The 13,034-nt window shown below is 67.3% G+C and carries 10 protein-coding genes and 1 pseudogene; 1 reads left to right on the top strand and 10 read right to left on the bottom strand.

Going from position 1 to position 13,034, the window contains the following annotated elements:
- Window positions 1-45: 45 nt before the first annotated feature.
- From PZC42_RS18395 to PZC42_RS18360, 8 genes are all read right to left on the bottom strand, one after another.
- Window positions 46-759 carry an ABC transporter permease subunit gene (locus PZC42_RS18395; protein ID WP_277213164.1) on the bottom strand — a complete coding sequence of 238 codons (714 nt, stop codon included), beginning with the start codon at window positions 757-759 and terminating at the stop codon, window positions 46-48.
- An 8-nt stretch (window positions 760-767) separates the two neighbouring features.
- Entirely contained in the window at window positions 768-1,679 is a 912-nt protein-coding gene (locus PZC42_RS18390) for an ABC transporter ATP-binding protein (RefSeq protein ID WP_277213162.1), read from the bottom strand.
- On the bottom strand, window positions 1,679-2,584 hold the full coding sequence (locus tag PZC42_RS18385) for an ABC transporter permease (RefSeq protein ID WP_277213160.1): 906 nt from the start codon (window positions 2,582-2,584) through the stop codon (window positions 1,679-1,681). Before PZC42_RS18385 ends, PZC42_RS18390 begins: the two co-directional genes overlap by 1 nt.
- A complete protein-coding gene (locus PZC42_RS18380; protein ID WP_277213158.1) occupies window positions 2,571-3,485 on the bottom strand; it encodes an ABC transporter ATP-binding protein in 915 nt (304 codons plus the stop codon). Before PZC42_RS18380 ends, PZC42_RS18385 begins: the two co-directional genes overlap by 14 nt.
- An 87-nt stretch (window positions 3,486-3,572) precedes the next feature.
- Entirely contained in the window at window positions 3,573-4,325 is a 753-nt protein-coding gene (locus tag PZC42_RS18375) for a DUF429 domain-containing protein (RefSeq protein WP_277213156.1), read from the bottom strand.
- A gap of 214 nt (window positions 4,326-4,539) precedes the next feature.
- On the bottom strand, window positions 4,540-5,526 hold the full coding sequence (locus tag PZC42_RS18370; protein WP_277213155.1) for a nucleotidyl transferase AbiEii/AbiGii toxin family protein: 987 nt from the start codon (window positions 5,524-5,526) through the stop codon (window positions 4,540-4,542).
- Window positions 5,523-6,119 (bottom strand): hypothetical protein, encoded by a 597-nt coding sequence (locus PZC42_RS18365; protein WP_277213153.1) that lies wholly within the window; start codon window positions 6,117-6,119, stop codon window positions 5,523-5,525. Before PZC42_RS18365 ends, PZC42_RS18370 begins: the two co-directional genes overlap by 4 nt.
- Before the next feature lie 47 nt (window positions 6,120-6,166).
- A complete protein-coding gene (locus tag PZC42_RS18360; protein WP_277213151.1) occupies window positions 6,167-6,517 on the bottom strand; it encodes a tyrosine-type recombinase/integrase in 351 nt (116 codons plus the stop codon).
- A 423-nt stretch (window positions 6,518-6,940) separates the two neighbouring features.
- On the opposite strand from PZC42_RS18360, the gene PZC42_RS18355 reads away from it, so the two are divergent.
- Complete coding sequence (locus PZC42_RS18355; RefSeq protein ID WP_277213150.1) at window positions 6,941-7,114, top strand: hypothetical protein; 174 nt, start codon at window positions 6,941-6,943, stop codon at window positions 7,112-7,114.
- Between the two features lie 11 nt (window positions 7,115-7,125).
- Here the strand turns inward: PZC42_RS18355 and PZC42_RS23610 are convergent.
- Together PZC42_RS23610 and PZC42_RS18345 are read right to left on the bottom strand one after the other, a co-directional pair.
- A pseudogene (locus PZC42_RS23610) lies at window positions 7,126-7,242 on the bottom strand (transposase family protein); the annotation flags it as partial.
- Window positions 7,243-7,597: 355 nt separating this feature from the next.
- Complete coding sequence (locus PZC42_RS18345; protein ID WP_277213148.1) at window positions 7,598-12,847, bottom strand: helix-turn-helix domain-containing protein; 5,250 nt, start codon at window positions 12,845-12,847, stop codon at window positions 7,598-7,600.
- Between the last annotated feature and the right edge of the window lie 187 nt (window positions 12,848-13,034).

The raw sequence follows: 13,034 nt of genomic DNA, 5'->3' as shown, positions 1-13,034 counted from the left end.
GCGAGTACCTCGTCCCTCGGTCTTCACCCTGCGCTGTGCTCCGCGTCAGTCCTCCGCGGCGAGCGTGAGGACGTTCAGGCGGTTGCCCGCGTACCAGGTCGCCGCGACGAAGCCGCCCACGATCAGGCCGCAGGCGAGGCCGAGGCCGACGTCCGCCGTCACGAGCCCGGCGGGAGCGATCGACTCCGTGACGGACAGCGCCCACTGCTGCACGCTGAGGGACCGCGCGCCGGGGACGAAGCTGCCGACCAGGCTCTCCCACATCAGGGCGTAGACCAGCCCGATGATGACGGCGTGCCGCGTGACCACCGTGAGCAGCAGGAAGAGCACGCTGTAGACCGCGCCGGCGGCCAGCGCCCCCGCCCCGAACGCCAGCACCGTCTGCGGCCCGGCGCCCAGGATGACGGCGGCGAGCATCGTCGGGACGACGGCCAGGGCTGTGATGGCCCCGATCGCCACCAGCAGCTTGCTCTGCACGATCGTGTGCCGGGAGACCGGCTTGGCCAGCAGGTGCACGATCGAGCCGTCGTCGATCTCGGGGGCGATCGCCCCGGTGCCGACGATGAGCCCGAACAGGGGCAGGAAGGTCGAGAACGCGACAGCGCGGAGCAGCCCGGCGGCGTCGGCCTCCGAGACCGGCACGAGCAGCCGGGTCGCGACCGCGATCACGACGATCAGCAGGGCCAGGGCGCCGAGCAGCCACAGGCGTCTGCCGCCGAGCATCCCCTGGGCGGTCAGGCGGACGATGGTGCGATTCACGGTGGCTCCTAGTTCTCGACGAGGTAGGAGAAGACGCTCTCCAGGGACTCGTCGGCCGGCGAGACCTCGAGCAGGCGGACGTCGGCGTCGCGGGCGACCCGGGGGAGCAGCTCCGCGAAGCGGAGGAACTCCCGGGCCTGGACCCGCAGGACACCGTCCTCGAGGCTGACCCCGGCCGTCGAGGGGTCGGCCACGAGGGCGGAGGCGAGCACCCGGTCGTCGCTCGAGACGATGGTGTACTGGTGCGGACGGTCGGTCATGAGCCGCCGGATCTCGCGGTAGTCGCCCGACGCCGCGTACCGGCCGGCGACGACCACCTCGATCTGGTGCGCGAGCTGTTCCACCTCTTCGAGGATGTGTGAGCTGAACAGCACGGTCCGGCCCTCGGCCCCCATGCCCCGCAGCAGCTCGATCAGGTGCAGGCGCTGGCGAGGGTCCATCCCGTTGAACGGCTCGTCGAGCAGCAGCACCATCGGGTCGTGCACGAGGGCGGAGGCCATCTTGACCCGCTGCTTCATGCCCTTGGAGTACTCACCGACCTTGCGGTCTTGGGCGTCCTGCATGGCGACGGTCGCGAGCGCACGCTGGGCTGCTGCGCCCGGGTCCGCGAGCCCGTGCAGCTCGGCGCTGGCCACCACGAGCTGCCGACCGGTGAGGAAGTCGTAGGTGGCCTCCCGCTCCGTGACGATGCCGAGCACCCGGTACGCTTCGGGGTTCTTCCAGGTGGCGGCACCGTCCAGCGTCACCGTGCCGGCCGACGGCGGCAGGAACCCGGCGAGCAGGTTGAGCAGGGTTGACTTGCCGGCGCCGTTGGGTCCCAGCAGCCCGGTGATCCCCGGGCCGATCGACATCGAGACGTCGTTCACCGCCACGACGTTGCCGAACCAGCGCGAGCACTCCTCGATCCTGAGCGTGGCCATCAGACCTTCACCTTCCGGTAGCGCCGGGTCAGGGCCCAGTAGGCCAGTGCGACGAACGCGAGGGCGACCACGAGGAACGTGGGCCCGGCGAGGTCGCCCGCGGGGCCGGCCGGCGTCGAGGACGTGACGCCGAAGGCCCAGACCTGCACCCCGTCGACGAGGGTCATGGGGGAGAAGAGGCCGATCCATCCGGCCGTCGTCGCGTCATCGGCCTCGAAGGCGACCACGCCCTGGAGGCTGGAGACGATCGAGTAGCTCAGCACCAGCACCGTGACGATCGCGGCGATGCCGAACCCGCGGCGAGCGGTCAGGGACGCGATCACCAGCGACAGACCGGACAGGACCGCCGCGAACAGCAGCGCACCGAGCAGCGCCTGGGCGAGGTCGAGCGTCTCGCGTCCGGCGTCGAACCGGGCCGCCAGCGAGCCGAGGTACAGCACCAGTAGGGGTGCCGCGAGCAGGAGGAAGACCGCCGTCGTCATCGCGGCGAGCTTGGCCCGCACGTAGTCGACCCGCTCCAGCGGGCGCGCGAGGTAGAGCGGCAGAGAGTGGAACCGCAGGTCGAGCGACACCGCCTGGGGTGCCGCGACCGCGACGAAGATGGCCAGGGCGGCCTGCAGGATCATCGCGTACCGCGTGTACGGAACCACCGGTCCGTCGAGCTGACCCAGTCCCGCGCCGACGACGGCGACGACGGCGAGCACGACCGCAGGCAGCAGCATGACGACGACCATGCCGAAGGGCACGACCTTGGACCGAGCGGCGCGCCCCAGCCCGAAGATGCCGCGCAGGCTGTGCGCGTAGAGGCCGAACGTGATGCCGCGTCGGGTCAGGCGCTCGCCGTCGTAGCCGCGATAGCCGATGTTGTGGATGACGCCTGACGGCGCGCTGTCAGCGGGTGACACGGGTGGCCTCCTCCTCGAACACCTCGGCGATGTGGTGGCGCCGCGGTTGCAGCCTGACCAGCCCGAGCCCGTGGTCGGCGACGGCGTCGCGCACCAGGTCGTACGTCGTCTCACCCTCCAGCTCGATCAGCAGCAGGGGGCCGTCCCGGGTGACCCGCAGGCCCACGGCAGTCAGTGCGGCGAGAGCGTCCGCGGGCTCCGCGACGACCTCCAGGGCGATCTGGGCGCTGGACCGGGTGAAGTCGGCCACCGAGGAGGACCGCAGGAGCGTGCCCCCGTCGATGATCACCACGTTGTCGCAGATCCGCTCCAGCTCACCGAGCAGGTGCGAGGTGACCAGCACGGAGATGTCGAAGTCGGTGTGGATGCGCCGCACCAGGGCGAGCATCTCGTCCCGTCCGGCCGGGTCGAGGCCGTTGGTGGGCTCGTCGAGGAAGACCACGTCCGGGTCGTGGACCAGGGCCTGGGCGAGCTTGACCCGCTGCTTCATCCCGGTGGAGTAGCCGCCGATCGGCCGGTAGCGCTCCTCGTAGAGCCCGACGTGGCGCAGGGTGTCGGCGGCGCGCTCGCGGGCGGCCGACGTCGGCAGCCCGGACATGCGGGCCAGGTGGACGACCAGCTCGGTGGCGGAGACGTCACCCGGCAGGCAGTCGTGCTCCGGCATGTAGCCGACGCGGCTGCGCAGGGCGAGGCCCTCGGTGTGGATGTCGTGCCCCAGGACACTGGCACCACCCGAGGTCGGCTCGGTCAGCCCCAGGAGGATCTTGATGAGGGTCGACTTGCCGGCACCGTTCGCGCCGACCAGCCCGGTCACGCCGTCGCCGATGTCGATGGTCAGCGCCTCGAGCGCGGTGACGCCCGGATATCGCTTGGTGAGTCGTTCCGTGGAGATGACTGGCACGAGGCTCACGCTAGCCGTGCAGGTCGGCGACGGACAGGGCTCCAGGCGTAGACCAGGGGGCGTTCAGGGTGATCACCCATCGCCGGGTCAGGGCGTCGGGAACCGCTGCCCGGACCGTTCCGCGGACGGCAGGGCGATCCAGCCTTCGGTGCGCGCCTCGGGAAGGGCATCGGGCGGCACCGGCTCGCACAGTCCTTGGTGAGCCAGGCCGGCGAGGACCGCGCACACCACGGCGTCGAGCGCGTCGTCCGACGTGCGGCAGAGGGCGGTGTGGTCGCCGAGGTCGAGCCACGGCATCTGAGCCTCGCATCGCCGGACCAGTTCGTCGCGAACCGCTGTGTTCGTCGAGGTCGGCCCTTTGTAGCCCTGGTGCGGGAGCCCCCAGATCCTCAGCGCGGCTGCCGGATAGACCTCGACGACCGGCCCGTCGATTCCTGAGCGGTCGACGGCGGCACCGGCCTGCGTCAGCCTCGACAGGAGTGCGGCGCACCGCATGGCCGTGGCGCCGATCCGGTCGGCGGAGACACTGAGAGGCCGCACGCCGGTGCGTTCGATCGTGTGCCGGTCCGTCGTGCGCAGGAGGAGCGACCTGCGGGTCTCCGGGACGGTGAGCTTCTGCCCGCCGGCGCGGTGGGCGACGACGTAGTCGACGAACGGCGAGGGCCAGCCCAGCGGGCAGTCGATGCCGGACTTGTCGGCGCCATCGATCAGCGCGACGAGATTGTCGTCGTCCGCACCGAGCGCGAGACTCGTCAGGACCGCGCTGTCGCGGCGCCACTCGATCGTCGCGACACCGGTCTTCCTCGGGTCGGTCGAGAGGTCGATCCCGGCGGAGCGCATGGGATCGACAGTAGGGGAGCGGCGTCCCACCCTCTCGTTCTCCTGCCCGGCGAAAGACGACGCCCTCGGCCGACCGAAGTCGTCCGAGGGCGTCGCTCGTGCTGCGACTATCGATCAGATGTCGTAGTAGTGACTGGATGACCACTGCTGACCTGCGGAAACGTCGCTGATCAGGTCGCTGGGTACGCTCTGGGTACGCTCGGCGATCACGATGTCATAGCCGTTCGCGGTTCGTCTGGACAGTCATGGTCACGTCATCGAGGGTGATCCGGGTGCCGTGGATGAGGTCCTGTGCGGCGTCGAACGCCGCGCGGATCGTCTCGCGCGCTTCGGAGTGTGGGTCGAAGGCCGGGCTGTCGGCGTACCCGCCATCGGGGCGTGGGCTCCAGGAGAACCCGGCGTCGGCGCTGTGGGCGTTGATATCCTCGACCAGCTCGGCGAACCCGTCCGACCCCAGTGCGTCGAGTGCCTCGACGACGGTCGCGGTGTTGAGGAGCCGGTCGATGTCGTAGAAGTGCCGGCCGTGCTTGAGCAGGATCTCGGTGTCGCTGCGCACTGCGGCGTCGTGGACAGCGGCGACCTTCTCCAGCAGGGTCCGCTCGGGCGCCAGCACGTTGACCGTGAAGGAGGCGAACTCCTCCCAGGTGTCCTCGGTCTCGCCGAGCTCGGTGATCGCGTAATCGGCGACCATCGAGCGGTAGGAGTGCGGTCCGGCGGGGTAGGTGCCGCCGCGGCTGCCGAGTTCGAGAAGCACGCCTTCCTTGAGTCCTTCGTCGTACTCGGCGACGGGGTAGTGGTAGGTCGTGTACCGCTTCACGCCAGTCGTCGACGCGCCTATAGTGACGTCGGACTTGGTCAGGCCGAGTTGGGCAGTGACGTCGGTGTCGACCTGCTTGAGGACCTTGTGCCGGGCGTTGGCTGCGGCGCCGTCGGGGAAGACGGCGAGCAGGTCGACGTCCTCGGAGAAGCGGTCCACGATCCCGAAGACGCGGCTCAGGCTGGTGCCACCCTTGAACAGGAATACCACCGGCGCAGTCGATCCGTCGGGCATTCCGACGGTCCGGTCGACAGAGGCGGCGCGGAGTACCTCGGTGACCCAGAAGTCCTTCTCGACGTAAGGAGCCGGAAGGCCCCGTGCCGCAGCGGTGCGGGCGACGAGGGCCTCCAGGTCATCGGGGTGACGACACAGTTGGTCGGTCATGCCGCCATGCCCACAGTTGCTTCGAGGCGGGCGAAGTTGTCACGCACCGAGCGGTTGTACTCGCCCGGCACCGCTTCGCGCAGCCGCGTCGCGCTGACCTCGCCGGACCGCAGCGCGGTCCGGACCTTCTCGACCAGGGCGTCCCAGCCGGCCTCGACGTAGACCTCGGGGGAGCGCAGCAGCTCCAACAGCGCGACTTCCTTCTCGTTGAGGTCGGCGCGGGCGAGGTTGCGGCGCTCGTGCTGGATCACGCCGTCGATGGGGTCGACGGTGCGCAGGGTCGCGATATGCCACACCGGAGGGATCTGGGTGGTGACACCCCAGGCTCGGGCGGCGGAGTAACCAGCCGGGCCGATGCCCCGTGTGCCAAGCACCGCGCGGGCGACTTCCTCGGCCCGGGGAGCCGTCACGCCATACCGGGTGCGACGACCCCGGTAGTACAGCCCCCGGCGCACCGGCAGCAGCAGGCCATCCTTGACTGCTCGCGACGCTGCTTTCCGGGCAGCGGTCGAGGAGCCGGGGAGCCTGTCCACGCGGACGAAGGTCTTCTCCCGCGTCTCTCGGATCACCGCAGCGGGTGACAACGTCGCCATGTCACCAAAGTGTACCGGGAACGTGACATCAACGGTAGTCAGACCACTCATTCCGGGTCCTCCCCATCGTCGTCGAAGTCCCGGCGCTCGTCGTCCGCGTCGGGCAGGGTGCCGACGTCGTCGAGGGCGCCGTCCTCATCCTCGGTGACCTGCTCCTCGGCATCGGACTGGGTGCCGAATACGGCGTCAATGGCCCGCTTGGTGCGCTCGGAGCTGCCCTCCATGAGGTGCGTGTAGGTCCGCAGAGTGAACCCAGGGTCGGCGTGACCGAGGTACTCGCTGACGGCCTTGATGGTCTCGCCCTCGTGGAGCGCGGTGCTGGCGAAGAAGTGCCGCAGCGCGTGGCAGCCGTTCTCCCGCAGGTCGGGGATGCCTGCCCGCACCAGAGCAGTCGCCACAGGTAGGTGTTGAAGTAGTTGCGGTTGAGTGCCTTCGTCTCCCGCGTGGTCAACAGCAGTGACTCCGTGGTCGCCTTCCCATCCGGGACCATCCACGGCAGCGTGACCTCAAGCGGCGGGTACTGCGTCATGTGCCGGGCAATCGCCTCCAGCACGCCGTCGGGCAGGGGGACCTTGCGGGTCTTGCGGCCCTTGGGAAGCCCGAAGACAAGCACGTTGCCGCCGAACACCTTGATCTGACGGCAGACGTGAACCTCGCCGCGCTCCAGGTCGAGGTAATCGGGGGAGAGGGCGAAGCTCTCTCCCTGCCGGAGCCCGAGACCCGCGCCGAGCACGACGACCAGCGAGTAGCGGTTGGGCAACTCGTCGCTCATCGACAGCACCTGCTGCTGAGTCCACGGCACGAGCTTCTTCGGGTCGGACTTGGGCCTGCGAACCGACGGGGCCTCGCACGGGTTCTTCGCGAGCATCCCGTCGTCGACCGCCGCAGTGAAGACGGTGGCCACGTTCGCGAACACGACCTTGCGGTTCAAGCACGGCCCGCGGGGCGGCAACCTCAAGTTCTGCTCGGTGAACGAGGCGACTTCGCAGTCCTGATCCGGGCAGACCCAGCGACGCTTGCGCCACCGCAGCCGCACCGGGCGCCCGAACGCCGGGACGTCGATCAGCTCGACCACCCGACGCCCCTTCGAGGTGGCCACGACGCTGCAGGACGGGCAGCCCATCAGCCCGGGCGGCGACTCCACCGCCACGACGAGGCCGTCGCCGTCGCGGTCAACGTCGATCACGTGCAACGACTCGAGCCCCACCAGCAGATCGCAGCGCACGCAGTACAGATGAGCAGATGTCGGATCAGGGCAGCACGAACTACAGGCCGTCGGCTCGGACACGTCGAGGCCTCTCAGGGGCAGGGTTGCTTGGTCGCTCCCGATCCTGGAGGCCTCGACCCCTACCCGGCCATCACCACCGCGCCCGGCGTGTCACCCGGGCACCCCCCTCAACTGCGGAGAGCCGGATTACGGAGGTCAGCAACTACTGGGGACCCGGTGTACTCGGGGGACCGGTGGGGAGTCGAACTGGCTACTCGTCGAGTTGCTGAAGACGAACGGCGGCCCGGTCGCCGGCCGCGGCGAGACCATCGATGATTCGGTGGTACCTAGTGCGGACTTCACCGTGGATCACGTTGGCGCTCCGGAGTTCGGTGAACCACTCCTCCAAGTAGTACAAGCGGTTTGCGATCAGGTCGTAGCGGTGGTCGACGATGACCTCGATCCATTCCAGCGCCACAGTGGTCTGCCAAGCCCGGGTGGCGCTCCTGCCGAACTTGATGACGGCGTCTACGGCCTTTGATTCGTGCTTCGCGAGCTGTAGCCACCGTGGAGCGAGGTCGCCGAGTGCTTCAGGCCGGATCCAGTTCTGGCGTGCTCGAGTGAACGTGCCGTCGATGTCTGGATCCCACGAGTGAGGGCTGGGAGTTGGAAGCAGGGCCGCGACCATGTAGTCGAACCAATGATGCTCAGATCGAAGAGCTGATCCGTCGCCTACGGCATCCAGCGCAGTCTCAAGCGCGCGCGGCCAGAAATCGGGCATCGCCGAGCGAAGGTCATCCGCATACGTGAAAACGGTTGCGAAGCCATCGAACAGCAGATGGAGTGCGTTCGAGTTGGCAGCGAGCGTCCTGACGAAGGTCTCGACAACCTCAGGATCGTCATCCAGGGCGACTTGGACCATCCGCTGGGCGATCGGCTCATGCTTCGCTTGCGCGTGGTGGTCGTAGCCTTCCTCCCACCAATGCGCGGTTCCTCGGCGGTAGGAGTCCCACAGAGGAGTCCACAGCCCACTCACGGCCTCCTGCAGACACGGCACGCGCCGAGCGTCGACCATGACCGAGAGCGGCATCCGCAACCGATTGACCATCATTGCGTCTGCACTGACGGACGGCAGCGTCACATCGAAAGGCGGCGGAAGCGGATCAGGCTCGCGGCGTTGGGTCTCCTGGCTCCATTCGCCTAGGCGGCAGTCACGCAGGCCCCTCGTCACCGCTGACCAGGCAGGACTATGCCGGCGGCAGACCCCCGTAGCATGGTCAACGTCACACGACCTTTCCCAGAGCGGCTCGCAGCCTTTCACATAGATCGCACGCACTTCGTCGAACAGACTGGTCGCGAGGGCTGCGAGGGCGTTTCCCACGCGGGCCGTGTCGAGGCCGAGGTTGTCGAACGGGTCGAGGAGCAGGAGCGGGAGGGCTGCTGCGGCGGCTCGATCAGCGCCCATGGGAAACGTGGTCTCGTAGTAGCTCATTTCGTCGACACGAGGGTTCTCGGCTGCCCACAGCAGGGCCTCGATTGCCCAACGGAGATCGGGCTCAACGATCGTTGCTAGGTCGAGGGCGTGGGAGCGAATTGCCGCCGCGGCGACCGCGACGAGCGCGTTCTCGGGCCAGAGCATGCCTTCAGGGACGTGCTGGCCCTCTTCGATCCGACGGGCAGTGGCGAGGTCTTCAGCGAGTGTGTCGAGCGGCCACTTCGTCGGCTCGTCGTTGAAGCGTCCGTAGGTGTTCTGAAGTCCATAGAGGGCGTTCGTCTTCTGGAAGTCTTCATCACGCGGTGCCAAGACGCGCTCGATCGGCTCCGGGCGCTCGAACTGGATCAGGACCTGCTCGCCATTCCTGCTCGCGCGGTAGTTCTCGATGCAAAATTCGGCCGCCCAGCTATCGATCGTTGCCAGGTACTCGGCGTAGTTGCCCTCCGGTCCCTCCAAGTTGGTGCGGGCCGCAGCGACAAGTTTCTCGCCAAGGGAGCCCAGTTGTGCGAGGCGTTCCTCGTTGCCAGCTAGCCGCGCGTTGATGACCATCCCGGCGACGGTCTCGTGGAACATGTACTGCCGTCGATCTGAGCCGGTGAGTTTGTCGGCGTCCGGATCCCGCACGCGGAAGCCGTAGTCACCGGTGACGCGGGCGGACTCCAGGTGCCAGACCGAGGGTGAGGCAAGGAACGGGTCGAGTAGATCGCCAGTTGCCTCGGGGTGACGGGTGAGAATGCCGACCACAAGTCCTGGGACCGCGAGGTTGTGGCAGTCGGCGAGGAGGAGTTCTACGAGCCGCTGAGCGGGAACTTTTACTCGCTCAAGCATGTCATCGGCGAATCGCTCCAGCGCGAGGAGCGCGCTCATGCAGGCGTAGGGTCCGACGCTAGTTCCGCGGTACCAGGCCCATACATGGCTGTCGCCGACGAACAACCGCTCGCCGATGCCGGGTAGGTCGAGGCGGACACCTTCGAGGTCTTCTGGCGCATCGCTTCCGTGGCGATAAGTCGACATCTTATCGACGCGGAACCTTGCCGCATGGTCGAGCATCCGGTTGATGAAGGCGATCGTCTCGATTGGGCGAGAGTTGAGCAGTCGGAAGAACGGTCCGTAGTACCAAGCGGCTGCGGGGACTCCAAAGCCCGGCCCGACGCCGTGTTTGAAGTCTCGAATGCCATCGTCCAGTGTGTGTCCTCCCCATCGGTCGCGAGGGTCAGGCAGTTCGATGTAGTAGGCCTCGGCAAGATCGAGCAGTACCTCGGGTCGGGCCACGGACATGCTTGCTGAAACTGCAAGCGACTCGACAGTGGCGTTCAGGCTTCCCGGTCGCTCCCGCGCCACGTCGCGTAGCCATGTCTCTGCGCGCTCGTTGAGATCGGGCCCAAGCGTTGCGAGTGCCTCTACGGCGAACTCGTCATAGTAGGGGCGGTCGTCGAGCAGGATCGTGTCACGTACAGATTGACGGAGGCTGTTGGGCTGGAGTTGTGAGGTAGCCATGCCTCGGAGCCAGGCGAGGACGAGGTCGTTGATGACCTCGCGGAGTGCGCGGTGCCCGAAACGCTGACCACTGGGGATGGTTGGCCGCTCGCAGAAAGCGACCTTGACCAGCGGCGCGAGCGCGAAGACGTCTCCGAACGTTCCGCTGACGAAGCGCGCTTCCGCTAGCCGGAGGAGGGTCGCCAGCGCTGTGGCATCGCCGTCGGTCAGCGAATCCCACAGCTCGCGGATGGCCTGATCGGCGCCTCCCAGAGTCAGGAGCGCCTCGAACGGCACCTCTGACCACCTTGCCCCGTGTGCTTCGGCAATTGGCGTGAAATGGGCCGTCAGTTTGTTCCATGCAGTTGCGGCCCCATGGGCGACCAGTGCGGCTTGGCATGCGAGCCGAGCCGCGCGAATCGACCAGCGGGGGGCGTTGGCGCTTTCCAGAGTCTGCCAGCCCTCGACAATGAAGAGGCGGCAAAGTGCAAAGTCACGGAACAGATCGGTCGAGAACTCGTCTCCGGAAGACAGGGCCGGATTGTTCGGTAGCCGGAGGACACCGTCAGATCGCAACTCACCAGCAGCTGTCCCAGCGACGTGATCGCCGACCAGGCCAAGAACCCTTTTGGCCACCGACAGCATCACACGTTCGCGATCGTCTGGCGACGCGGTTCCCGTGCGGCGTTCCTCGTTCCCCCGAATGAGGCTGAGCCACACCGCGCCAAACACGTCGGCCTCGCAAAGGAACTCGGCTGGATCGAGTTCTTGACCGGTGCGTAGGAGCACATCAAGTAAGCCCGGACGACCGAGCAGCCAACTCGCCCGGCCGTCGCCACCCAACCGCGTAAGGGCAGGGAACGTAGCGGCCACTTGGGCGCGCTCGCCCTGCGCGAGGGGCCCCAGGACCAGCTCGGTTGGGGGCGTGCCTATCCCGGCGAGCTCGCAGGATCTTGACAGAACATCCTGAACGTGACGCGACCCATCCGTCCGGGTGACGGCTACGACACCGAGGCCCGCCTTCATCGCGGCCGTAGCAAGCGTTTGCAGCACGGCGGCCTTGCCTTCGAGTACGGACTCAGCACCGTCGACGAGGATTAGCCTGAGCGGTGCCGTTGCGCCAGCGGCCAGCACCTCGTCGATCGAGGGCCCGGCCAGGAGAGTCTCGAACTCGGCGGTGCTCTGGGGAAGGTCTCGCAAACTGAGGGTCGTGACGGTGGCGTCGAGGCCGTGGAGCCCTTCTGCTACACGGAGGCACAATGCGGACTTCCCGACGTCAGGGTCGCCCGTGACGACGAGGGATCCGGCTGAGTCGCCGACCAACTTCATGGCGGCTTTCACGCGGGCCCGCTCCGCTGAACGCTCCAGCTCAAGGGTGCATGACCCGGCGCCGAGCGCGGGTCGGACTGATTCGCGGAGTCGCAAACCCAAGCGGTCGATGACAGACCACGCGCTCGCGAACCTTGGTGACGTTGCCAAGGGGTAGTTGCTCAGGCTTCGGCGGATCACAGTTTGGTTCAACACTGCGGCTTGCGGTGCCCAGGTGCCCACGAGTTCTTCGATGCGTGAGAACAGTGCATCTGCGGCGGCCGGGGTTCCGTCGCGAAGGATGCGCTGAAGTGTGTTCACAGCAGCGCTGCGATCGACGCGGTCAGTTCTCTCCAGGCGTAGCTCGCGGACGGTGAGGCACGACAGCAGTCGCCACACAAGTTCCGCGGTTTCGATTCCCTCGGTTGAGGTCAGGTCTTCAGCAGCCTGCTCAACAAGACTCGTGAGGTGTTCGTAGCGGTTACGGACGTTGGCGTTGGTGCGTCCTGGCTGCGCTAGTCGGTCCTCCAACTCGGCTGCATTCGGGAGGGAGCTGGCCAGTTCCGCGAGTTCCGCGAGTTGCGTGATCGCATTGGCGTTGGTTGAGACCGCGAGAACCAGTCGCCAGTGCCCAGCCTCGACGGTGGTCCAGTGGTGAATGACGACACTCAGGAAGTCTTGGAACAGCGGAACTGAGGCGGAGTCGCTCTTCGTGAGCAAGGGACTCCTGCGCACGGCGATCGACGATCGGTGAACCTCGCCGTGAGCGTCGCGTCCTTCGAGCAGGATGTCATCGACATCGCTTCTGTCGCTGGCCTGTAGACGGATCGAGTCGGCTGAGATTGCGTCCCCGAGTTCGGGAATGGCGTCCCCCGCCAAGAGACTGGCGACTAGGCACGCGGCGTAGGTGTGTTCGAGGCGGACACCACCGCCGCCGGTTGAGTAGGGACTGGAGCCGGTTGAAGGACTCGCGCCTATCGGCATCGTCTCCTCCAGCCAGGTCGAGATCGATGGGTTTGTCACGGCCAGTCGCCAGAGGGTCGCTCGCCCGGACTTCCTCGATGTCACGAAGCCTGCCTCCGCGAGGGTTCCGAGGGCGTCGTTCGCGGTGGTGGGGGAGACGTTCAGCGCAGTGGCGACCTTCCTGCCCGACAGCTCGTCGGCACTGCCGGCGAGTACCGTCAACGCGTTGTACTCCGTGTCGCTAAGCGTTGCTCTGAGCGTCTCCTCGGCTGTGGCCATGCACCCATCATAGGACGCTATGTCCAGAAACGCTGGACATGCAGGCCTGGGCGAGTTGCGCCATCGGGAGGAGGAGCATGCCCCGGGGCGCCAGCGCGCGGACCGGTTTTGGGGTGCACTGGGTACGCACGACAACGAAAAACGGCGCCTGCCGTTGGAAGACGTCGAAAGACGTTTCCGCAGGTCA

This window comes from Isoptericola croceus (assembly GCF_029382255.1).
GTDB lineage: Bacteria > Actinomycetota > Actinomycetes > Actinomycetales > Cellulomonadaceae > Isoptericola > Isoptericola croceus.
This window is presented reverse-complemented; position numbering and strand designations above follow the sequence as displayed.